The sequence below is a fragment of the Achromobacter spanius genome, from assembly GCF_002812705.1.
GTDB classification, from domain to species: Bacteria; Pseudomonadota; Gammaproteobacteria; order Burkholderiales; family Burkholderiaceae_B; genus Achromobacter; species Achromobacter spanius.
The window spans coordinates 5,384,155-5,405,125 of record NZ_CP025030.1; the positions used below are offsets into that span (position 1 = coordinate 5,384,155).

General features: G+C 61.5%; 22 protein-coding genes. All 22 read right to left on the minus strand.

From position 1 onward, the window contains the following. Positions 1–43: 43 nt before the first annotated feature. Positions 44–778, minus strand: coding sequence for a hypothetical protein (locus CVS48_RS24325; RefSeq protein ID WP_100856682.1), 735 nt, complete (start codon positions 776–778; stop codon positions 44–46). Continuing rightward, entirely contained in the window at positions 778–1,065 is a 288-nt protein-coding gene (locus tag CVS48_RS24330; RefSeq protein ID WP_100856683.1) for a hypothetical protein, read from the minus strand. Before CVS48_RS24330 ends, CVS48_RS24325 begins: the two co-directional genes overlap by 1 nt. Before the next feature lie 9 nt (positions 1,066–1,074). After that, positions 1,075–4,251 (minus strand): TipJ family phage tail tip protein, encoded by a 3,177-nt coding sequence (locus CVS48_RS24335; RefSeq protein WP_100856684.1) that lies wholly within the window; start codon positions 4,249–4,251, stop codon positions 1,075–1,077. After that, positions 4,248–4,862, minus strand: coding sequence for a tail assembly protein (locus CVS48_RS24340; RefSeq protein ID WP_100856685.1), 615 nt, complete (start codon positions 4,860–4,862; stop codon positions 4,248–4,250). The genes CVS48_RS24335 and CVS48_RS24340 overlap by 4 nt, the downstream gene beginning before the upstream one ends. Continuing rightward, a complete protein-coding gene (locus CVS48_RS24345; protein WP_100856686.1) occupies positions 4,859–5,638 on the minus strand; it encodes a C40 family peptidase in 780 nt (259 codons plus the stop codon). The genes CVS48_RS24340 and CVS48_RS24345 overlap by 4 nt, the downstream gene beginning before the upstream one ends. A gap of 2 nt (positions 5,639–5,640) precedes the next feature. After that, the gene (locus tag CVS48_RS24350; RefSeq protein ID WP_100856687.1) at positions 5,641–6,369 is read right to left on the minus strand and encodes a phage minor tail protein L; all 729 of its coding nucleotides are present in this window, start codon (positions 6,367–6,369) and stop codon (positions 5,641–5,643) included. A 10-nt stretch (positions 6,370–6,379) separates the two neighbouring features. Continuing rightward, positions 6,380–6,808 carry a hypothetical protein gene (locus CVS48_RS24355; protein WP_175121084.1) on the minus strand — a complete coding sequence of 143 codons (429 nt, stop codon included), beginning with the start codon at positions 6,806–6,808 and terminating at the stop codon, positions 6,380–6,382. Beyond that, positions 6,808–8,241, minus strand: a complete 1,434-nt coding sequence (locus tag CVS48_RS24360; protein WP_100856688.1) for a phage tail protein — start codon at positions 8,239–8,241, stop codon at positions 6,808–6,810. Before CVS48_RS24360 ends, CVS48_RS24355 begins: the two co-directional genes overlap by 1 nt. A gap of 5 nt (positions 8,242–8,246) precedes the next feature. After that, positions 8,247–8,582: a phage tail protein gene (locus CVS48_RS24365; protein WP_197723138.1), complete on the minus strand. Its 336-nt coding sequence runs from the start codon at positions 8,580–8,582 to the stop codon at positions 8,247–8,249. A 2-nt stretch (positions 8,583–8,584) separates the two neighbouring features. Beyond that, positions 8,585–11,581, minus strand: coding sequence for a phage tail tape measure protein (locus tag CVS48_RS24370; protein ID WP_100856690.1), 2,997 nt, complete (start codon positions 11,579–11,581; stop codon positions 8,585–8,587). A 35-nt stretch (positions 11,582–11,616) separates the two neighbouring features. Then, positions 11,617–11,979, minus strand: a complete 363-nt coding sequence (locus CVS48_RS24375; RefSeq protein ID WP_100856691.1) for a DUF1799 domain-containing protein — start codon at positions 11,977–11,979, stop codon at positions 11,617–11,619. 20 nt (positions 11,980–11,999) lie between these two features. Then, positions 12,000–12,410 carry a hypothetical protein gene (locus CVS48_RS24380; protein WP_100856692.1) on the minus strand — a complete coding sequence of 137 codons (411 nt, stop codon included), beginning with the start codon at positions 12,408–12,410 and terminating at the stop codon, positions 12,000–12,002. 80 nt (positions 12,411–12,490) lie between these two features. Then, positions 12,491–13,426 carry a phage tail tube protein gene (locus tag CVS48_RS24385; RefSeq protein ID WP_100856693.1) on the minus strand — a complete coding sequence of 312 codons (936 nt, stop codon included), beginning with the start codon at positions 13,424–13,426 and terminating at the stop codon, positions 12,491–12,493. Positions 13,427–13,465: 39 nt separating this feature from the next. Then, the gene (locus CVS48_RS24390) at positions 13,466–13,663 is read right to left on the minus strand and encodes a hypothetical protein (RefSeq protein ID WP_100856694.1); all 198 of its coding nucleotides are present in this window, start codon (positions 13,661–13,663) and stop codon (positions 13,466–13,468) included. Positions 13,664–13,686: 23 nt separating this feature from the next. Beyond that, complete coding sequence (locus tag CVS48_RS24395; RefSeq protein ID WP_100856695.1) at positions 13,687–14,103, minus strand: hypothetical protein; 417 nt, start codon at positions 14,101–14,103, stop codon at positions 13,687–13,689. Continuing rightward, complete coding sequence (locus tag CVS48_RS24400) at positions 14,100–14,405, minus strand: head-tail joining protein (RefSeq protein WP_145964668.1); 306 nt, start codon at positions 14,403–14,405, stop codon at positions 14,100–14,102. Before CVS48_RS24400 ends, CVS48_RS24395 begins: the two co-directional genes overlap by 4 nt. A 5-nt stretch (positions 14,406–14,410) precedes the next feature. Beyond that, positions 14,411–15,415, minus strand: a complete 1,005-nt coding sequence (locus CVS48_RS24405) for a major capsid protein (protein WP_100856697.1) — start codon at positions 15,413–15,415, stop codon at positions 14,411–14,413. 78 nt (positions 15,416–15,493) lie between these two features. Beyond that, positions 15,494–15,844, minus strand: coding sequence for a head decoration protein (locus tag CVS48_RS24410; protein WP_100856698.1), 351 nt, complete (start codon positions 15,842–15,844; stop codon positions 15,494–15,496). Positions 15,845–15,870: 26 nt separating this feature from the next. Continuing rightward, complete coding sequence (locus CVS48_RS24415) at positions 15,871–17,034, minus strand: head maturation protease, ClpP-related (RefSeq protein ID WP_167401050.1); 1,164 nt, start codon at positions 17,032–17,034, stop codon at positions 15,871–15,873. 11 nt (positions 17,035–17,045) lie between these two features. Further along, positions 17,046–18,566, minus strand: coding sequence for a phage portal protein (locus CVS48_RS24420; RefSeq protein WP_100856700.1), 1,521 nt, complete (start codon positions 18,564–18,566; stop codon positions 17,046–17,048). After that, a complete protein-coding gene (locus CVS48_RS24425) occupies positions 18,563–18,769 on the minus strand; it encodes a phage head-tail joining protein (protein WP_100856701.1) in 207 nt (68 codons plus the stop codon). Before CVS48_RS24425 ends, CVS48_RS24420 begins: the two co-directional genes overlap by 4 nt. A gap of 48 nt (positions 18,770–18,817) precedes the next feature. Then, the gene (locus CVS48_RS24430) at positions 18,818–20,806 is read right to left on the minus strand and encodes a phage terminase large subunit family protein (protein WP_100856702.1); all 1,989 of its coding nucleotides are present in this window, start codon (positions 20,804–20,806) and stop codon (positions 18,818–18,820) included. Positions 20,807–20,971: the final 165 nt, after the last annotated feature.

Genomic DNA, 20,971 nt, shown 5'->3' on the forward strand with positions numbered 1-20,971 from the left:
GCGGGCTACTCATAAGGAAACGGCCACCGCTAGGAGGCCGGCATTAAAGTCCACTTACGTCAATGACGGTGTAGTTCCATAGCGGTCGATCGATAAGAGGGGCATTGATCGGATCGTTGTATGGTCCCGCCACGCGCGGCGCGTTCGCAATACCTAGCGTTGCGCCTTGCTGACGCACGCAAGAGGCAATCCAGAAAAACATGTAGCCGGGATTCGGCCCCACGCCCACCGGAACCTCCTGCGTATACGAGCAGAGGTTCCCTTGCAGCACCGCCGGCACACTTCCCGCTGGCATTGCATAAGTAAGAAACTGCGGCGGTGAGTTGTCTTGCGTTGCTGGCAAGTTGGCGCGCGTCCCGTTCAGGGCTGCCAAGTACCGCATGTACTGATTTCGCGAATCGAACGTCGTCACGCCGGCCGAGCTCTTTACCCGAAGGCCATAAGCCTGCCCAGCCGGGAACCCCGTAACACCAGGAGGCGCGAACACATACCAATTGATGACGGCCTGCGAACCACCCACGATGTAGGACAAAAATGTGACGGTCATCGTTGTTGCTGTGAACGTCGCCCCCATTAGGAAAGAAGGAAAATCGGCGCGCCAAGCAAACGCCGAGGCCGAGGTATATGGAACCGTGACAGTTCCTGAGCGCCAGGAACCAAAGCCGGTGGCTTGGTTCGCCACGAGCGTGCCTTTTGTCCAAAACGCGAGGTTCCGATACGTGCTATCAACCTGCGTGATCAGGTTGCCATTTCTGACACGCAATCCGTAGTCGGCCATCAGCCAATCCTCCCATAGCCAATTCGAACGGAAACCCGATAATTTACGGCCAGGAATCGCCATGAAATGACAGTTCCGGAGGCTGTGACCTCCGGCATATTCATGTAGCCCGCCGCCGCCTCGCCACCAATGGGAAAGAAGAATGGCGCGCCCCCAGCGAGTTGTGGATCGGTTATCGAGCCGTCCGCCGTTCCCGTGGAAAACTCCCCGAGGATGCGCGGTAGCGTGGAGGTGTACTGCACCTGCAAGCCACCGGAGGCGTCTTTGATCATTAAGCCGAACGCCATTCGGGCCTCCTAGGGGATATAGCCGAGCGTCACTCGGTCGATGTTGTTGCTATCGTAGACAACCACCTGTTGTGAGGTAATCCTCATGCGCCCACCGCCCGGCAGCGGCGAGTTGATTTCCATCACGTTCCCGGCTTTGTCGATGCGCCATCCAGAGACCCCCGGCACATAGTTGTTTGACTGGATGTACTCGCCGATTTTGGCATTCGTGATGGTGCCATCCTGGATGAACGCGGATCGAATGAATGTCTGCCCGTTCTCGATGGCGAATGGCGTGGAGACAATGCCATTGATTAGGTTGACGAAGGCAAAGCGGTCGGCCAAGAACAGCACCTGCGTCTGCATACCTTCAGGCGTGTTTTCCACCCCAACGCCCATGCCGGCGCCGTAGTACTGACCGTTGACCGTGACGCCGGCCTTGATGCTGACCATCGCGTTCAAACCGTCCTGCACCTGCTTAATCTCAGTCGCAGCACCGCCCCCGGAATCGATCTTTTCGATCAAATCCTGGCCCAGCATGCTTTCCTCGATCTTGCCGCCGATCTGATCCAGAATAGGCCCGGCGTCGTCGCTCGCCATCCCCCGAACGCCCATGCCCGCCGGGTAGAAGTCGCCCTTCACGCCGTTCTTGTCCACGAGCCGAGCCCAGAACCAAAGCTCCTTGCCAGCGCGCAGGCCGAACAGCGTGTGGGTGTTCTGCGGAAAGGCGAAGTTCCCCAAGGGAATGGCGTTCTCCAGGTTGGGAGTCTCCGCGTAGAACAACTCCGTGTGATCGATGATCGACGGTCCCGTGGGCAGCCCCCAATCCAATTGAATACTGAACAGCAGCCCGGTAGCGACCAGGCTTGTGACGACCGGCGGCGGCCCGATGATGCCGTCCAGTTGCGTCAGCACCGACGAAGCCCAGATGGATGGGATGTTCAGCGCGTTCAGCGCCCGCACGCGGCACATGAAGCCCCCGGCGAAGATGTTGGGTACCTCGATGCTCATTGATCCCGTGCGGGGCAGATTCACCCAGTCCGAATTGTCCCGGCGCCACTGCACCTCGTAGGCAACGGCGTTGGCCGCAGCCTTCCACGAAAAGACCGCCGTGTGGCTAGCGTATCCCTGGTCGATCACAGAGTAGGACTCGATCACCACGTCGGTCGGCGGAGGCTGGACACCAGGCGGAATGACGGTGACCGGTGCCGGTTCCAGCCGCGTGCCGAAGTCGACATTGGCGAACTTGCCCGGTTGATGCTGGATAGCGGAAATTTCCGCCGTCAGGCCGTTGCCCCGCTTGATCCCCAGTACCCGGAACCGCTGGGCAGAAAGCTCCTCGGATTCCAGTGTCCACACGCATTCCGCCTCGGGCACTTCCGAGAATGGCGCAGTCACAGTGATGTTCAAGACGGTCCCCGGCAACCCGATCAGGTCCGCCGTCAACTCGGTGGAATCGACCGTAAACCTGGTCATGTCCGCAGTGAGGCCTTCGCCGACCGCCGAACTGATTATCCGGGTCTCCGCCACGCCGCTGGGCAGGTTCACGACCAGGCGGTCGCCGGGGCGCACGCCCAGTTCTGCGTCTACCGTGACGACCGTGCGCGTTGCCTCACGGATGCGCCCCCCGATACGCCGTCCCGCCAGATGCTGGTCCGACACCCGGATAATGCTGCCAGGGCGAACCCGGCAAGCGTCCAGGCCCACTGAGAACGACACCGAGCGCGTTTCCATACGCGAAGTCAGCAAAAGCCACTTTCCGACCCGATTCGCTTGGCCGCGCGACGTGCAGCCGAACGCGCTCACCTCAATCTGCTTGAGACCATATCGCGCCAGGCTCTCCCGGTCCTCCACGTACTCGACCTTCTGGCGCCCCATGTCGTCCAGATCGTTCCACGACACCAGCGCGACCGTATAGCGGGTATTGAGCGCCGATCCAACATAGCTGAACTTGCCGTCAATAACGTTGGCGGATGTGAACGTGTAGACCGGATCGCCGGGCATGTCCGCAACGGCAAGAACCGACGAGCTGGCCCAGTACGCCATTCCGCGAAAAACCGACGCCAGATCTTGCAAGACGCGGTACGCATCTGCGGCGGATTGCAGATAGCAGTTGCAAGTGAATCGCGGCTCCAGTCCTCCGAATCCATCTGGCACAAACTCATCGCAGTACCGACCAATTTGGTACAAGCCCCACTTGTCCAGCCAGCCAGCCGGAATGCGTTCACCCAGGCCGTAGCGGTCATTGCTGACGAGGTCGTAGAAGATCCACGCAGGGTTATCCGTCCAGGCCAGCTTGAATGTACCGTCCCACGTCCCGGAATAGGAACGGCTATCCCCGTCGTAATTCGACGGAACACGGATGATCCGCCCCTTCCAGTCATAGGCGCGAGTGGGAATCGTCTGGAACTGGGATGCATCAATCTTGATGCCCACGACCGCAGACATGGGATACCGCAGCTTTGCATCCACAATTTCCGTCAGGCTGTCGATATAGGTCCGATCCGAGATCGTGCTGCTACTGGCATTGACCGTCAGCCGACGAACACGCAGCGACCACCCCGTCCTCGCCGCAGGCAAATCGATGCGGTGCGACCGCGCATATCGTTGTGTCGTCTTGCCGTCAAAGGCGCTCGACAGCACCTGCTGAAACGCGCTCCCATCGGTGCTGAGTTCGACCAGGTACTCCACGCGATAGCCGCCGATATCGCCATTGCTGGTGTTGGCTTTGCTCAGGCCTGCGACTGCCAGCGTGATGCGAACGGCCGACAACGTGACATTGGTGATGGTTCGCACCCAGGGAACGGCGCTCGTCAGTTCGATGCCAACGCCCGAGGTGGACTCAGACGCGGGGAATCCAGGCAGCGGGTCCTGCGTTTGCGTCCCGGTGCGAAAGTCGATCGAAATCCCTGGGAAGTTCAGAGACCCGTCCGCGTTCGCTACTTGCGTTCCATCCAGATAGACATCGCGCATGGCGCCGGCCAGGCCGTGTGCGGGGCCGTAGACCTCGCCCTCGCTGACCAGATCAATAACCCGTGCAAACGCCGTACTGTGCAGGCTGTCCGGGGCCTCACGAGGCGAACGCCCGCCCCCGCCCCCTTTCCCACCGCCGAACCCTGATATCGGCACACGACGCGGTTGCTTGGCGCCAAAAACAACAAGGGCGCCCGATGGCGCCCTGTTGGCTGGTCGATAATCCAGATTCATACCTGATCCTCAGCAAAAATCCCCGCGGAGATCACCGAACTTCCCACGATCATCCGCCCGTATAGAAGCGGGACTGGGTTGCCTTGTGCTGACGTGTTCACCGGGCCGTTGAAGTTGTAGGACGCCCCATTCTCCGGGCTGTCCGCAGCGCTCAGCCCCTTCTGCTGCCGCGAGAGCATTTGGACAACGCCTCCCATCGCCATTGCTATGCCCATCGACATCATCATGGGTGCGACAATTGCCCCCTGCGCACCGAACGCGGCGAGCCCAGCCGCCGGCGGAAAGTAGATCGCGGCGACGATCAGAATCGCGCCCATGATTACCTGGAACAGCCCGCCTTGCTTTGCGCCGGCGGGAATGGGAGCGATGCGAATCGGCTCGCTTCCAACGGGGTGCCGCACTTCACCTTCTCCGATATTCCGCGTCCCGATGAAGCACGCATAGCGCACGCCGTGCGCCTCGCTATCGCTAAGCTCCCGCTCAAACCCAGGCACCAGCACGCATAGCGCCCGAATGGCCTCTGCCGTGCTGCTGACGGCCAGCCGATGGAGCCGGCCGAACCTCGCGCCCAGGCGTCCGTACAGCCGCACTTCCCGCAACGTGTCGCTCATGTCAAACCCTCGTATCGCAGCACCAGGCGTGTCGACTCGCGCCAGTACCCTCCGTACACCACGCGCTCCGAATCCCGTCCGTACAGGTGCTGCAGCATTGCATCGGGCACCGGGAACAGCCCCGGCTCTTCCGTCAGCGGCTCTGTCCCGATGAAAATCCCGGCGTGGTTCGCGCGGTCCGAACGGATCTGCATCAGCACCACGTCCCCCGGAGCAATCCGCTCGCCAGCGGACAGCGGCCGGAATCCCGCCTCGGCGTAGTGATCCATGTACAAATCGCCCTCCTTCCCCGGCTCCCACCATCCGTCCGCACGCTGGAAGTCCGGCAGCACGACGCCCCGCTGCCGGGCGTACCAGTCGCGCACCAGGCTGTAGCAATCCAGGATGCCGTGGGCAAACGGGCGGCCGAGCAGCGGCGCCTGATACCCCTCTGGCGCGAAGCCGAACAGGTCGCCCGTCACGGCCTGGCCGGCGTCGTCCTTGGCCGCGGCAACGATGAACCAGGGCAGCCCTGTTCCTTCGCACGCAACACGGTCCGCCTCGCTTGGCGTCGCCGGCATATCCGGGTGCGAATGCACCACGGCTGTGACACGGCCGGCATCTTCCGCCGCGGCGTAGTCCTGCGGATCCAGGACAAAGTGGTCCGTTCCTTCCGCGAGATTGCGACAGGGCCAATACACCTCCCGCCGACCTTGCAGCACCACCAGGCCACAGCACTCGCGCGGATATTCGGCCACCGCGTGAGCGCGAAGGGCCACCATCGTCTTCTTGCGCATGACTATCCCCTGATGCGGTCCGCCGAAGGGAAGCCGCCGAAATTGATCACTTCGTACTCGCCGAAACGCTTCTTGCAGTCGGTAAGCAGGCCCGAGCAACGGTCCAGGGCTGGATCCGTCACGGGCCGGCCCTCCACGTCAAACATACGCGCCCCGGTGTACCCGCAGTACGTGCCGCGGTAGCCGCCCTTGGTCAGCCAGCCGCAGACGCCTGCGATGATCTGGCGGGCCGGCAGCATCTGCCCGTTGAAGTCCAGGGCGCTCGAAAGTTCGAACTCAATGACCTCGGCCGTTTCGACCGTCTTCTGTTGGATGATCCAGACCTCGGGCGGTAGTTCCTCTTCGGGCGCCGCCGTCGGGTTTCCGTCCGCGAAGTTGCGCGCGTCCAGGTACTTCGCAAGCGTGCGCCGGACCACCACCCGCGCCCCCACCAGGTCGTCCAGGTAGATGCACAGGGCCGATATCACGCCTGCAATGGGGTTGCCCTCGCCATCCTGCCCGATGTTTCCCACAGACAGCGTGGGCGTGGGCTGCTGGCCTTCCCCGACCTGTTCGAACCCCTCCGCCTTAATCGGCCACGGATCGTACTGATTTCCTTGCCACCAGATCGGGCCGACCTGGGTGTATCCGTGGAACCGCTGCAGGATTCCACCGATGCCGCTGGCGTCAAGCTCGTATAGGTCGACAAGGCCGCCGACCTCAAGCTTTTGCACATCCGCGTAAATTCTCATCCCCGCCCCTTCATGCCTCGATGCCAGCAGCCAAGATGAAAAGCTCGTCCAAGTTGGCGCCAGTCAGACCGAGTAATGCCGCGATGTCCTGCAACATCTCGCTATCACGCCGGAATTCCTGGAGGTCGGCCCAGGCGCGCTTGTACATCGCAGGCGTATCCGAATGGTCGATGATCACCTCGGCCGCTTCGAACAGGGTCGTTTCACCGTGCGACGTCTGCCACATGGCCTCACGGCCTTGGAATCTACTGACGATTTGTGGCACCAACACCCCTGGTTCCGGCTCAACATACTCGGCCGGTTCCAAGGTCAGCGGCACACCTGTAAGCTGACCGATGTGCGGAGAAACGAAGATCCGACCGCCCGCTACTTCCTGAACGGTAACGTCGTCTTCAAACTGCCAGAATTGGCCGGTGTCGGCGTCTTTGAACGTTTGCATTATCGGTACTCACTCCACAATTCAATGCTCGCCGCAACTCTGTCCACGCTGTAGGCCCCTCCAGGCGGCACCATGAATTGAATAGCGACCTTTGCGCTTGTTGCTCCGATGTAGCTTCTCGCACATATCACGCCACTCACGGTGGCGTAGATGTTCCCGCCTGTTGACGTGGTCGCCGCCTGGATGAAAACCATGATCGGCTTGTTAGTGGAATTCGTGTAGTTGGTCCCGCTTGCACGGTCAGCGATAACGTTTTGCATCGACTGATCAATGCCGAAGACACCGACCCTCACCAGCGCCAGTTCCGCCTGCGTTGTCGCCAAGTCGCTGGCTAGCTGGGCAGCGTCCACGCTACCGGGGTTGACCACGGCTCCGAACGCATGCACCGTCCAAACACCGGTTACGTTCAGCGGCCGCGTTTCAGTGCCTACTCCCGCGCCATTGGCCAGGGTGTATGTCGCAGACGCACCGTTACCGGCCGCCCACACACTCCCACTTCCGACAGCAAACGCCATAGTCGTCGTGTGCGCGTGAGGGCCGACAACGTCTGTCTGTAGCGCCCCTCCAGCACCGGCCGACCGTGCTCCATCCCCACGCCGGAAAACCGCACCAAGCGATCCAGCCGCCTTACCGTTCATGTCCGGCACGCGAATGGTGGTCGAACCGTCGCCCAACGTGTACATGCCCCGCTGCGTAGGGTCACTCTGCCACGCGGCATCGGCAACAACAGGCAGAGTTCCTGCGATCACCATGGCGGCAAGATCGGGGTAGGTGGCGCGGCTGACGGTTTGACCGTCCAGAGGAATTTGGCCTGCCGGAATGGAAGAACGGAGAGGCCACCAATCGGGAGTACCAACGGCCGGCCCGCTGGGAATGGGAGGCAACTGGCTTTCGGGAACCAGGCCATCTACGTCCAGTGTCGCTACGCCCCCAGGCTCCCCTTTCTCCGCCTGGGGTACAAAGGAAAGGTCAGGTAATTGGCTTTCAGGAATCGAGCCTTGCGCGTTCAGCGTTGCAACGCCTCCCGGCTGCCCCTTCTGCGCCAGCGGGATTGCATCCACAGCGTTCGGCAATTGGCCGGGAGTTACCTTGCCATCCTCGCCCAGGGTTGCCACACCTTCCGGAGCACCCTTCTGGGCCATGGGGATGAACTCTTCCTGTTCGGGAAGGTGTTCAGCCGGAACTTTTCCGGCATCGTCCAGGGGAGCAACACCGCCGGCATTGCCCTTTTCAACCGCAGGAATTGCCTCCGATGCCAGTTGGCTTGCGGTCTGGGCGGCGTCGGCCGCATCTTGCGCCGCGTCGCCGACCTCACCAATGCCCTCCACGACCTTGCTGAAATTGGAATTGACCTTCTGGAACGCAGTCCGGTGTTCGTCACCGGTCCCGTCATTGGGCGCCTGCCCAAGATTAATGGTATCGAGTGTTTGCATACTTGTCAGGGAACGAACTTCTGTTTGAATGTGACGGATAACGTGAACCAACTGCCACCGAGGGGTACTGGCCGATAACCACCGTCCACAAGAAACACAGCCTGTTGGCCCAACGGAGGGGCCCAGAGAAAGCCCTTCCAACCGCCGTGGCGGTCAAGAAACTCTTTGATAGGCAGAATTTCAGCCTCGGTGCCAAAGAACTCCAACGGCCACGACTCGCTGCGCGAATTAATTCCGTCCTGCGCGACCTGGGCATACCCGTCGCCAAATTGCGCGGTCAACGTGCGAAAGGTGACACTGCCCTGCGGATTCCTTCGAGGGCACCACGTGAAAATTTCCATGTCTATGACCTGTTATTTCGCGCGTTCCAGCCCGCGCCGCCGGGCTTATAAGAGCGCGCCAGCAGGTGATTAATCCGGGCGTCGACGAACTCGCCAATCTCCTTGCCAAACTGATCCCAGCCTGGTGTCGACTCCGATTGAGTTTGCTCGCCGGCTTGAACGTAGATGGACACTTGCACCGGACGGCTCGACCCATTGCCAGCGCCGCCGGCAACTGCGTTCGGAATCTGCGCACGGACGCCTAAGCTTCCGTCCGCCGCTCGCTTCAAAGGGAGAATGGCCTCGGGGCCGGCTTCGCCGAACACACCCGCTCCCTTGGCGAAGGCAAACACTTGCGGCGTGTCATAGATGCCACCCGAATACGCGGAAAGGCTGGGCGACGTATAGACGTTCCCTTTTGCGTTCGCCACACCCCAACCGTTGGATGCAATCAGCGATCCGATGCCGTCGCCACCCGCAGCCTGGACACTGCTCGCCATAGCTTCAGTACCGGCCGCAGCACCCGAAGCCGCGCCAAACAGCGATCCCGCAATACTCGTGACTAGCCCGAGCATTGCTTGGCGCGCTGCGATCTTCGCCATGTCGGCAAGAATGCTCTTTGTGAAGTCCCCGAAATTTGCCTTGCCGGTGGTCACGAAAGACGCCACTGCGTTCTCCATTCCCGTGAAAATAGAAGAGAAAACCTGCTGCGACTGCGCCATCAAGTTGGCCGAACCGTCGACCCACTCGTTTACCGCGAGCAGCGCGCCGTTCTTCCAGTCCCCTTGCATGGCGATACGTTGCTGCATGTATTCGCGCTCGCGCTGCACCTGCGCTTGCATCGCAGCGTCGATCTGCGCAATGCCTTGCCGATACTGCTCGGAATCCAACGCGCCCGCCCCGCCCTCGCGAAGCATCTTGTCGGTGAAACCGTCCTGAATGCGTCTGAAGCGGTCCTGCGCCTGATTGATCGAGTCGGCCAACGCTCGGTCATTGCTGCCCAACGTCAGCGCGTTCATTTGCCGGCTGACCTGCAAGTCGCGCGTCTCGCGGTAGTTGCCAATGTCCAACTGCGTCGCCCGTAGCGCCCCGCGGATCTTGGCCTGGTACTTCTCTATGTCGGTCGCTTCTTGCTGCTGCGACCGCGCAATCTGAGCCTCCAATTCCTGCACGCGGCCAAGATATCGCTCGCGTTCGGCCAGCTGCTTCTTGCCTCCGGCCACCTCCGCTTGCTGACGGACGATTGCCAGCTCGTCGGAAAGCGCGGCCCGCTGAGCAGCGGCACGCCGACGGATGAAATCCTCTTCCGACAGCAACCCCGCCGCCCGTTGACCTTCGAGCGCCGTTGTTTCGTCGCGCAACGCTTCCTCGCGCAAGCGGGCCTGGGCCTGCATCGCTGCAAGCTGTGCAGATATCCCGCTCTGCCCAGCGCCCGACGCCCCTTTGTCTTCGAACTTCTTGCGCGTCGCCGCTTCGCGCGCCTTGACCGCTTCAGGCAATATCCGCTTGTCATTTGGGTTGACAGCGCGGATCGCATTCTCAAGCCGAAGGTTTTCTTCTAGCGCCAGATTGAGCTGCTTGACCTTGTTGTTCTCGCGGTCGAAGGCGTCCAGCCGCTTAGCTGCGTCGATTGATCCAGCGTTTGCAGCGCCGTTCAATCCCTTGGCTTGCGCGGCTGCCTCATCGACACCCTTTTGATCTTGCAGGCTTGCAAGCTCAGCCCTGTCCGCGGCGAGATTCATCTCGGTGCGGCGCCGGTTGATGTCAGACAGAGCCCCGCGCTCCAGTCTCTGCTCGCGGTTCCGAATCCGCTCTTCGACGTCAGCAATCTTGTCGTCGTAGGTGGCATCACGTCCGAACGCCTTCATTGCCTCCCAGGCGCCGGTCACCTCTGACTTCAACCCTTTCCACGCGCGCTCCAGAATGCCAACCTTCTGGGTCGCTTCGGAGCCTAGGTAGTCATGCAACGCCTTGGAGGTCGCCTGCATGGCTGCCTCGCGCGCCCCGGTTTCCTCCAGCGTGCGAATGTAGTCCCACTGAGCCAGGCTCATGAAGTTCATTGAGCGGTTGTGCTCTTCCGCCCACTTCGTAACGCCCTCCGGCATCCGAGCAACGTCCTTGGAGATGTCATCCATGGACTGGCCCGACACACGTCGCAGCTGCACCATCGTGCCGCTAAGGCTTTCGATGGTCTGCTTCGTAATTTGACCGGTGCTTACAAGCGCCTCAACCGCCTGTCGGGCATTCCCAAGGCTTCCGCCACCGAACGACGCCGCAGCCGCGGACATGGCGCGAATATTGCCAGCCGTGACGCCAGCGTAATTGCCAGTTAGCTGTATTGTGCGATTCCAGCGTTGCGCCTCTTCATGCCCCGCATTAGCGGCCAGCGCAAAACCAGCAACAGCCCCCGCCGCCAGCGTGTACCGGCTGATCAATCCCAGCAGCGTGGTGCCCAGCGCCTTCGCCGCAGGCACGACGCCACCAAACATATCCTTAAGCTGGCCGCCCTGTTGAAGCAAAACAGTCATCGGCTGTTGCCCCCCTTGGAGGGAGACAACTATGTCGGTCAGCTGGGCCGGGACGCCCCGCATGGCGGCCGCCGTTTGCGCAGCGGAGTTCCCATACTTGTCGAAGGAGCGGCCAGCCGCCCCCATGGCAACCTCTTGCTCGCGCAGTCGTGCAATAAGCGGCGCAGCGCGGCTGCCCACGCCAAGCTCAGCGGCTTGCAGCTCCAACAGCTCTGATCGAGTTTTCCCAATCGCGAGCACTTGCCGCTCAAGCGCCTGCACGAACCGCTCAGACGTTTGGGTGAAGGCGCGTCCGCCAGTAGCGGTGGCATTGACCGCCTGATTCATCTGCCCCGCCGCTGCTCCCATTTGGGAGGTGGCGACGCCCGCCCGCCCCAGAGCAGCTTCCGTCTTGGCCGCAAATTGCGTAGTGGCCGCTTCGGCCGCGCCAAATCCGCGAGTCAAGTCCGCTTCGTTCGCGGTCAGCGTTACGCCAAGGATCTTTTCTGTCATGTCATCCCGCCCACTACCGTGTGCATCTTTTGGCGCTATTGCGCAGCCATGAATACTTCCAGCGCCGCACTTTCCATCGCCCTGATATCCCGGAACGCCTGGCGGTGGTCAGAGCTGCTGGGCAGTAGCATTTGGATCGTGGCCTGAATCTCGATGGCCGGGATTCCTGCACGTATCGGCGTTCCCATGGGAGGAACAAGCCAAGACCAGCACGTCGCCAGTTGCAGGAACACTTCGAGAGTGGGCCAGTTGTCATCGAATACCTCGAAGTGCGTCTCAGGTTCGCTGGTCTGTGCCTGCTCCAGCACTTCGGTCGGCGCACCGAGTTTGGCTAGTGCTTCGAGTACGACCACATCAGCGTCGAATGCACCTGCCGATTGCTCAGCCTTCCCGCCCATGGCCCAATGGCGGGCGGCCGCTACGAGTTTTTTTCGCGCACCTGCTGGTGGGCTTCAAAGAAGCCGTTGAACAGAGGCACAACGATTTCCGGCCAGTCGCTCAACACTTGACCCAGCGACTTCGCGGTAAACGGAATCGCTTCGCCTTGGCTATCGCGAGCGCCCAGCCAGCCCGTCATCTTGTCTTTGATGAACTCCACATCGGTGGAGTACGGCCATTTGGGCGCCGGCTTCGCACGCGCGACAGGCGGACGCCCCAGGCGCTCATTGAAAGCATTGGCCATCGAGTCTTGGAGGTCGGCGACCTGATCCAGCGTATGGCGCTTGTACTGAGCAATAAACTCGATGGCGACGGCCTCGCCGTTCTCGCCATGCACCTCAACCTTGATCGGGCACGCGGCGACCGCGCGCTTGGTTGTTACGAATGCCATGCTTCTTTCTCCCGGAATGCAAAACGCCCGGGTATGCCGGGCGCAGAGTTTTGAATTTGATGGACTAGAGCTTGTGCGGCTCAGCGGACGATGATTTCCAACTCGTCGTTACCGGCAACGCCGGGATTCACGTTCATGTCGAGTTCCAACATCGCCACGTTGTCTTGCTCGGAATACGCGGGGTTGGTCAACTGGGCGGACGGAGCCTTGATCTCGACGATGTTGCCCGCCACGGTGCCGTGCGTAATGGAGACCGGCTTTCCGGCCCCGTCGAGGACCATCGTCGGCCAGTCAAGCTGGGCAATCGTAGGCAGTTCCAGCGCGATCTTTCCAGTGGGCTGGCGGTCGGTGATTTCTGCGCCCTCGCAGCCGATAAGGGAGCGCCATACAAGCTGGTTCGCAATGTCGAAGTTGAGCGATTGAAGGCAGCCCGAGTACGAACCGAGGGACCATGTCGGCGTGTTCTGTTTGTTGACACCTTTCGGGATCTGGAAGGCGGCGTAATCGACCACCGAAGGGTTTGCGCCGTCGGTGATGGGCTGATACGCGCCCATGAAGCGGAAGCGCATGAAAGGAATGCCTTTGGCCGTCAGGTCAAAGGAAACAGTGCCGCGCGCGTCAAGAATCTTGTGGAACAGCCCGTCGAGGTAGTAATGCAGCGTCAGCCGTTCGAAGTTGTCGGATACGGGCAAATACCGTGTGTCGGTGTCCTCCGTGACCGTCTCCGAAAATCCGCAGGCGCGCAGCAGAGGCCCCCAAGCAGGAGCCGTGCCGGCCATTCCCGAGCCGGCAAGTTCCACCTCGCCCTCAATCTGGGCGTACTGCGTCGTAGCGATCTGCCCGGAATTGCCCATATACGGGCGCAACAGCGCACGCTCCACAAACTCGGCGGACAGAGGCGTGGCGGTGACATTGCGCAGCAGAATGGCATTCGCGGCGCCGGTCGGCACAGGGTCGGTGCCCGCTGCGGTCTGGATCTTCGCCAGCAGCAAGGTCTTTCGAATCGATTTTGCCATTTATGGCTCCATGTTTACCGGGGAGTGGTTTCGCTCGGCTTAGCCTGCGCAATCACACGGGCCGGTGCGCTCGATGAGCACGCGCTCCCCTGTCTCGGGGCCGCGCAGGTAGCTGCCGCCCTGCCCGTGGTATTGATCGGGCGAACCGGCGGAGGGTTGGGCAGTAGTGCGGACTTCGGCGCCCGCCTCGGCCTGATTGATCATGACCGCGGCAGCGCTGGTTTTGGGTGTGGACATTTGATGCTCCCAGGATCGGACGACTACCCGCTAAGGGATTGCTCGTCGGTCCGATAGGTGATGCGATAGCGCCGGGTCACGACCTGGCGCCGTAGGTCGCCATTGGCATACTTCGGCTCGTCGGTGCCGAACTCAGCAACCGCAACGATATTTTGCCCGCCGTAGCCCATTACCAGGGGGTGAGCCGCTTCAAACACAGCCTCCGCCAGCGCAAGGTGATCGTCACCGCAGGTATGGACGATCAGGTGGATTTCGCGCACACGAGTGACGCGGGGAACTGCCATGCTCTCGACAGATTCCGCCCCCAACTGAACGGAAACCACCTGAGGGTCTTCCCTGGTGATTGCCCGTACTGGGGACGGCTCCATCACGGCAGGGAAGCCCGCCACTTTCAAGGCCGCCCGCAGTTCTTGAACGTAGGTCAGTGCAAGCGTGGTCATGTCAGGCGTTCCAAAAGCGCCCGCGTCCAGTGCCCGTCGCCAACGCTGACCGGTTGCTGGCGGACCCGATAGCGTTGCCCGGCAATGTCTAGTTCGCTCAGATACCTCAGGCCAGGGGCGTCCGCGCTGGTGAATTCGATTTCGTAGTCGGTCGAATGCACCATCGTGGATTCGTCGATCACACCGGGCCTGTCGAACCTGGCCTGGAACTCGACAAGAGGCACGGAGCCGATCAACCTGACCGGCTCCCGCATCCCCGCCGCGTCGAACGCCTCATCAAATATGGCGTTGTCCCAGCGCATTGCCATCAAGCCTTCTTCAGCTTGATAACGACGTTGGGACGAGTATTGATCGTCAGCGGGTTCGACTGCACCTTGAGGTCAACGCCGACGCCGTGCTGCAAGATTTCTTGGCTGGCGTAGTACGGAACACCAATCGTATTCACGGCGTCGATGTGGTTTGCCGGAGCAAACTTCGTCTGGAACAGATCGTCGCTGGTGATCGGGATGAGGTAAGCATCGTCCGGCTCAATGAACGAGATACCCCCGACTTTGCCGTAATACTCCTTCCATTCGACGCCCTCGAACATGAAGCCCGAGCGCAGATCCTGGCGCAAGAACTCGCCGTCCTTCCACCGATCAAATGCCTTCTCAACGCTGTCATGACCCGTGAGCGCGTCGTAGAAGCCACGGCCCACGACGCCAAGCCAGCCCACGATCACCGCTTCGCCAGCCAGCGCATCTTCCGCTTGCCGCTTGGCATCGATCACCTTTTGACGCACCTTGGTGGACGCAGTCCCCAGCGCGAAATTCACCGTCTTCTGCGTGTAGCCGAAGCGTTGATACAGGTCGAGCAGCACACGCTGGCCGTCGGCGTCCAAGATTTTCCCGGTCACGGCGCCCAGGCGGTGGTAACCCAGGGTCACATCAATGGCCTTGCGCAGCTTGTTCGCGCGCTTGTTCACGACGGACAGCATGACTTCCAGTTCCGATTCCGTGCCAAAGGCCCGGACGTTCTGGATTTCATCCGCATAGATCGTGTCGCGCAGCGGCAAATGCAAGGTATTGAACGGGATGAGGTCGCGGCGGTCCGGCTCCAACGAAGCGCCCGGCGAGCCGCGGGGCGCGTCTGCCACGAGGGCCAGCTTGCCGTTCGAACGCTCGATGCTGACGGTCGTCGTCGTCACGCCTTCCTCATCGAACAGGGAGTCGAGCGTGGTCGGAACGGCCTGACCTTCCGGGGAGGTATTGACCGTAGCGGTGAGCGAACCCAGCTTGAAAGCGTCGTCTTTGAAAATGTCGATATGGGCCATGTATGGCTCCCAGAATAGAAATGGCCCGCGAGAAGCGGGCCGGAATCAAGAGATAGGGGAACGCAGGTGGAAATTCGACTAGTCGCGAACCACCAGAAACGCCGGGGCAAGATCCGCCCGCGCATCGGCATCCAGGCCGGTCAAGGACCAAGCGGTGACTTCGGCCAGTCGCACGATTCCGGTGGCCGGCTGCGGCGCATCCGAGGCCTCCGCGGCGCCGTAGAGAACGCAGGCCGCCTTCTCCGTCCCGTCGGTTGCGGCGGGGTCGTAGTTGGCGTAGTGCTTCGATGCGGTAATCACCCCCAAGACCTGACCGGACGGATAGCCGGTTGCGGTTGCCGCGAGGGTGATCTTTTCGCGCGAAATTTCGCCGGCCCCTTCGGACAGCAAAAACTCGGCGGTGCGGGGCTTTTCTTGCAAGGTATTCATGCTCTCTCCAGGAATGAAGTGACTGCTTAGGGCACGCGGCGGCGTGCAGCAGCACGGGCCTCGTAAATGCTGGTTGTAGACAAAGCCGGAGCGTTCGACGCTGCAGCCGGCTCGGGACGATGCGTATTGCTGATTTGCTGGTTCGACGAACTTGCCACCGCGTCGAACAGTCGCGCGCGGACCTGATCAACGTCCAGACCCTGGGCTACGAACTCGGCTGCCTTGTCAGGCAATTTGGCTGCCATGCAGATGCCCGCAATCTCTTTCGCCTGGACGACGCGCTGATTGGCCTGTGCCTCGCCGACCAACGCGCCGCTCATCAGCACGCCTTCGGCAAGATGCGGAATGCCCTCGGCCCGGCAAGATGCGTAGACGTGCTTCAACATGGCAGAAGCGGTGGGCAGGCCCGCAGGCAGTGCGGGGGGCACCGGATCGGGATCAGCGGGTGATGGATCGGCCGGCGCGGGATCGGCCGGAGCCGGATCGTTCGGCTTGGGGTCCGCGGGTTCTGGGTCCACCGGCTTCGGGGAGGGCGGATCACCGGCCGGAGCCTCACCGTCCACCAGCATCTTCAGCGGCTCGGGCAAATTGGGAAAGCGGGAAAGAAGCTCCCGCGAATTGGTGGACATCGCGATCTTGACCGGCTCTTCGATCACGTCGCAGAAGCCCATAGCCTGCGCGTCGAGGGCCGACAGCCACGTCGTGGCCTCCATCATCTCTGCAATTTTCTCGGCCGGCTGCCCGCTGCGACGGACGTACGCGGAAATGACACTGTCGAGGATGTTCTCCATCTGCGACACGGACGCCTTCAGTTCCGCAAGATTCCCCCACGCCACCGTGGTCGGCTCGTGGATCATGATTTGAGCGTTTTCCGGCATTTCGATTGTGTCGCAGGCGATGAGCGGCAACGTGGCGGCAGATGCGGCCACGCTGTCGACCCGGCCGACGGTACGTCCGCTGTAGCGACGCAGGGCGTTGTACATGGCAAAAGCGTCATACACGCTGCCCCCGCCGCTATTGATCGCCACAACGATTTTCATTCCCGTGGACGCGGCGGCATCCAGCTCTTGGATGAAGTCCGCTGCCGACTTTCCCCAGAAGCCGATGTCGTCATAGATGCGCAGCTCGACGACTTGCTCGCCCATCCGCATGCCGGGACCGATCGAATAGAAGTTTCCTTTCTTGGCCATATTGGCTCCGTTCATTGATTGAGGGGATCGGGACTGCCGCCCCCATCAAGCCCTGCCGCCCTGCCGGCGGCGGTCGTATGGCGCGGGTCACTATCGAAGACCATGCCGGCCGCGTCCGCGGTAGCGTTGTCCGCCTGAATCTCGGCATTGACCTGGTCAGGGTCATCGCCCTGCCCCAAGATGACCGACGCTCTGCTGGCAAAGCCCGCCCGGACCTGATCCTTCTTGGCCTGAATGTCTTGCACTGGGTTGAAATACGGCCAGCCCTGAGGCACCCAGAGGACGCGCAGCCAATCTCTGCGGCGGCGGTGGTAGTCCGGCATCGGGATCGTGCCCGACAACGCCAGAGCGTCAATCCACGCGGCCCAAACGGGGCGGCAAAACTGATGGATGACGCAGTGCCACTGATGTTGCTCGACAAGGCGGTGAAATTCGTTGACGACTACCCGCAATGCGCGGTCGCTGATCCCCCGAAGGTCACCCGTCGCAATCTCGTAGGGAATGCCGACAGACGCGAATGCCGCCATCAACTGATGCCGCATGAATCCTTCGTAGTTGCTTCCTGCATCCGGGGGGGCCGAAAACGTCACTTCCTCCCCTGGAGCAAGTGTTTGCATGGTGCCCGGTTCCATCGAAACAAGCGGGGTGCCGTCGTCATCCTCTACATAGTCCTCCGGCCGATTGGTCAGGGGATTGTTCTGGTCCTCATCAGGATCTGGCCGGGTGATGAATCCGGCAAACAGGTTAGACACTTCCTGTCTGTACATCACAGCGTCGTCCAAGCTGTCGATGGACTTCAGCCGCAGCAAGACCGAGGCCAATGACGTCACACCCCGAACCTGTCCAGGGCGAAGGACTGGGAACGCATGCACAACCTGGTCTGCCGGTACAGGCACAAGATCTTGACCGGTTGCCGGGCGGCCGAACTCTCCCGGGTGGCGCCGCCACAGGTGATATGCCACTCGCCGACCAATCGCATCGAACTCGACACCATTTACGACCTCGCCCCCGTTTGGAAGCGAATAGGTGCGCTCGACCGGTAGCTGATCGCCCTCCAGTAGTTGAAGCTGTAGAGGCACCGTGAGGCCATCCTGCGGTCGGCGGGGCCGAAAGCGACACAATGACTCGCCGTCAGTGAAGATTGAGCGGACCGCCAGCGCTTGCATACCGTAAAAGTCGAGCCGGCCGTCGGCATCAGCCTCAGGGCACCAGTCCGCCCACAACTCCTTAAGCAGCCGCCGAACCTCCTTATCCGGGTGCTGGGGGTATGGCTGAATTCCCGTACCGATAACGTTGCTCGTCCAACGTGTCACGGCAGTGGAAGCCCAAGGATCGTTTCGCACGGCATCCCGTGCGCGACGACGCTGCAAACCGAGGCCATGGGTTACGGCTGCATTTGGGCCGGCACTGGAAGGATTCCAGTTGCGCGCCCGGCTTCCAGTGGCGCTACCGCTTTCGTAGCTGGAACTCATCTGCGCACTCAAGCGCTGCGGCAGCAACAGGCCAGAGCGCCGATTTCTGGTGTATTTCATCGCAACCCCTTCCCCGCACTACGCACGCGAAACTGCCGCGATTGCCGCTTGCCCTTGTTGAGTTCGCGGGACACATGCACACGCGCCTGCATGAGTTCGTCCATGCTGCGGAAGCGAACACGCTTGCCGTCGTACTGGACTTCCAACTGGCTGCCGGCAATAGCGCGGTCCAACTTCTCAAGATCGGCCTGGGTGTATGCCATGGACCTGTCCTATTTCTTTGATTTGATTGCTGGTGATCGCCCCGCCCCTTACCTCCGCCCTTTCAAATAGCTTGAGGGTGCAGCACGGCGGCGGGCTGGGCGCGCTGGCGCCCTGGGGGCCGCTGCGGGCGACGCTAGGGCCGCCCGCGCTGACTTAGCCGGCTGCGGTTCGGTTGATTGCGTCGCTTCGTCGTCATGCTCGGCGGCCGGCGGCAGCGCATCCAGCTTGGCCGCCATCGCGTCCCACCAGGCGACGGTCTTGCGAGAAAGACCCAGGTGCTCGGCAACCCAGAGGGCATAAACGGCGCAGTCCCACGTTTCCACGCGCTTTCGAATCGCCGTCCAGAGCGTGCGAACACCGGTGGCAGTCTTTCGCGCTACCCGCACCTCGCCCGAGAACTGTCTAAACCACTCTTCTGACAGATCCGCCGACAGGTGGACATAGCCCGCCCCCGGCGACTCGATAGCCAAGCGACTATGCAGCAGGTCTTTGGCCAAGTTGGTGCCAACGTGCCAGAGGATGACGCCCTTCTTCAAACGCTTGCCACGCCAGTCGATATCGACCTGGCCGGCGCCATCCTTGATCGCCTTCTCACCGAAAGGCCGCCCACGTACTGCGAATACCCGGCGCGCCTTGTTGCGTCGCGCGAAGTCATAAACGGCATTCGAGTGGTGGCCGCCGGAGTCGATGGCGGATGCATAAATGCTCATCTGCTGGCCGCCCTCATGCTGGAAACGGCGCTCGAACAGGTATTCCGCCACGCTGGCCCAGACTTCATCCTCGGCTGGATTGCCGTGAAAAATCTGATGATCAATCGTCCACATTTCTTGGCCGCGCCCAAACCCCCAGACGCCCACCTCGACCCGATTGCCCTGTGTGTCGCAGCCAGCCAGTAAGAGCGTGCAGCCCATCGGTACCATGTTGTCGCCCAGCCCAGGGAGCCGATAAGCTTCGATCTCCGCGCGCCGCTTGAGTTCGTCGGCCTCGATTTTCTCGATTTCGCCTTCCCAAGCCTGCCCAAGCGTCGTGTTCCAGAACGTCTTTAGCGGCTCGTCGTCGCCCTGCTGTGCCTTGGCATAGGCATCCTGAAACTCGCGGACCAGCTTGGACCAACTCACCATCGGGCTGTACGCGGTCCAGACTTGAAAGGCGATCCGCTTGTGGGCCGGGACGATCTCGCCGGCCGCATTGCGGAAAACTCCATCACGATCAATCGTCGTTCCGTCCGTGCCGAACCAGAGTCCATCCTCCGACGCGGCCAAGTACTCACCCTGAGTCGTCAACACCCCGCAATGCGGGCACAAGTGCCGGACCGTCTCAGGGTCGCCGTTCAACCATTTGAATCCGTGGGGTTCGTCCTTCCCGCCCCATGTCAATGCGTGATGTTCTCCGCAGTGGGGGCAGGCTATGTGATAGTCATAGCGCGCATCCGCGCCGGCCGCACGCTTGTCCATCAGGCAGGTCTCTTTGAGCTTCGGCGTGGACCCGATTACCAGCTTGGGAAAGGTGGCCCCTTCAAGGCGCTTGCTCGCCAGTTGGCCGGGGTCGCCTTCACCATCGATGTTCGAATCAAACGAGCTGAACTCGTCCAGCACAGCAACGCTGATTGACAGGCGCCGATAGTTGTCGCCGGACCGCCCCCCGCGCAGGTGCAGGACGCTACCGCGAAACTTCTTCACCAGCAGCGTGTTGTCTTTGTGGCGCGCCAGCCGGGCCGGAAAAATCGGATGCATGGCGGTCACGTCCCGCAGCATCGGTTCCAATTCCGTTTTGACGAACTCGTCCCGGGCGCTGTCAGTGGGCTGCCATAGCGCTTGGTTGCGGCGACGGTGTTCGGCGAAGTATCCGAGCGCCGCCAAAACGATTTTTGTGTATCCGACGCGAGCCGACTTGATGACGTCTACTTCGTGCACATCATCGCTTCCAATGCAGGCCAGGATCGCGCGTTGGAAAGGCCAAGCCTCCCACCGCTGCTCGACATACGACGATTCCGCCGACAGATAAAAGTGGCGCTCTGCCCATTCCCGCAGCGTCATCGGCTCCGGCGCGCCAAAGGAGGCAAGCCCGCGTCGAAGCGCGCGAGCGACCGCCGCGCGATTGTCTTCTACGATTGCAAGTCCGGCCTAACGAGTCCGCCCCTATTGGGCGTGGCACGAGCAGAGTGCAGCGATACCCCCTTCGGTACCCCCTAACCTGTTCTG

Excerpts from the sequence above, each read along its gene's own strand:
- CVS48_RS24325 (WP_100856682.1), bottom strand. The coding sequence starts at position 778 with ATGGCCGACTACGGATTGCGTGTCAGAAATGGCAACCTGATCACGCAG.
- CVS48_RS24330 (WP_100856683.1), bottom strand. The coding sequence starts at position 1,065 with ATGGCGTTCGGCTTAATGATCAAAGACGCCTCCGGTGGCTTGCAGGTG.
- CVS48_RS24335 (WP_100856684.1), bottom strand. The coding sequence starts at position 4,251 with ATGAATCTGGATTATCGACCAGCCAACAGGGCGCCATCGGGCGCCCTT.
- CVS48_RS24340 (WP_100856685.1), bottom strand. The coding sequence starts at position 4,862 with ATGAGCGACACGTTGCGGGAAGTGCGGCTGTACGGACGCCTGGGCGCG.
- CVS48_RS24345 (WP_100856686.1), bottom strand. The coding sequence starts at position 5,638 with ATGCGCAAGAAGACGATGGTGGCCCTTCGCGCTCACGCGGTGGCCGAA.
- CVS48_RS24350 (WP_100856687.1), bottom strand. The coding sequence starts at position 6,369 with ATGAGAATTTACGCGGATGTGCAAAAGCTTGAGGTCGGCGGCCTTGTC.
- CVS48_RS24355 (WP_175121084.1), bottom strand. The coding sequence starts at position 6,808 with ATGCAAACGTTCAAAGACGCCGACACCGGCCAATTCTGGCAGTTTGAA.
- CVS48_RS24360 (WP_100856688.1), bottom strand. The coding sequence starts at position 8,241 with ATGCAAACACTCGATACCATTAATCTTGGGCAGGCGCCCAATGACGGG.
- CVS48_RS24365 (WP_197723138.1), bottom strand. The coding sequence starts at position 8,582 with ATGGAAATTTTCACGTGGTGCCCTCGAAGGAATCCGCAGGGCAGTGTC.
- CVS48_RS24370 (WP_100856690.1), bottom strand. The coding sequence starts at position 11,581 with ATGACAGAAAAGATCCTTGGCGTAACGCTGACCGCGAACGAAGCGGAC.
- CVS48_RS24375 (WP_100856691.1), bottom strand. The coding sequence starts at position 11,979 with ATGGGCGGGAAGGCTGAGCAATCGGCAGGTGCATTCGACGCTGATGTG.
- CVS48_RS24380 (WP_100856692.1), bottom strand. The coding sequence starts at position 12,410 with ATGGCATTCGTAACAACCAAGCGCGCGGTCGCCGCGTGCCCGATCAAG.
- CVS48_RS24385 (WP_100856693.1), bottom strand. The coding sequence starts at position 13,426 with ATGGCAAAATCGATTCGAAAGACCTTGCTGCTGGCGAAGATCCAGACC.
- CVS48_RS24390 (WP_100856694.1), bottom strand. The coding sequence starts at position 13,663 with ATGTCCACACCCAAAACCAGCGCTGCCGCGGTCATGATCAATCAGGCC.
- CVS48_RS24395 (WP_100856695.1), bottom strand. The coding sequence starts at position 14,103 with ATGACCACGCTTGCACTGACCTACGTTCAAGAACTGCGGGCGGCCTTG.
- CVS48_RS24400 (WP_145964668.1), bottom strand. The coding sequence starts at position 14,405 with ATGCGCTGGGACAACGCCATATTTGATGAGGCGTTCGACGCGGCGGGG.
- CVS48_RS24405 (WP_100856697.1), bottom strand. The coding sequence starts at position 15,415 with ATGGCCCATATCGACATTTTCAAAGACGACGCTTTCAAGCTGGGTTCG.
- CVS48_RS24410 (WP_100856698.1), bottom strand. The coding sequence starts at position 15,844 with ATGAATACCTTGCAAGAAAAGCCCCGCACCGCCGAGTTTTTGCTGTCC.
- CVS48_RS24415 (WP_167401050.1), bottom strand. The coding sequence starts at position 17,034 with ATGGCCAAGAAAGGAAACTTCTATTCGATCGGTCCCGGCATGCGGATG.
- CVS48_RS24420 (WP_100856700.1), bottom strand. The coding sequence starts at position 18,566 with ATGAAATACACCAGAAATCGGCGCTCTGGCCTGTTGCTGCCGCAGCGC.
- CVS48_RS24425 (WP_100856701.1), bottom strand. The coding sequence starts at position 18,769 with ATGGCATACACCCAGGCCGATCTTGAGAAGTTGGACCGCGCTATTGCC.
- CVS48_RS24430 (WP_100856702.1), bottom strand. The coding sequence starts at position 20,806 with ATGACGCTGCGGGAATGGGCAGAGCGCCACTTTTATCTGTCGGCGGAA.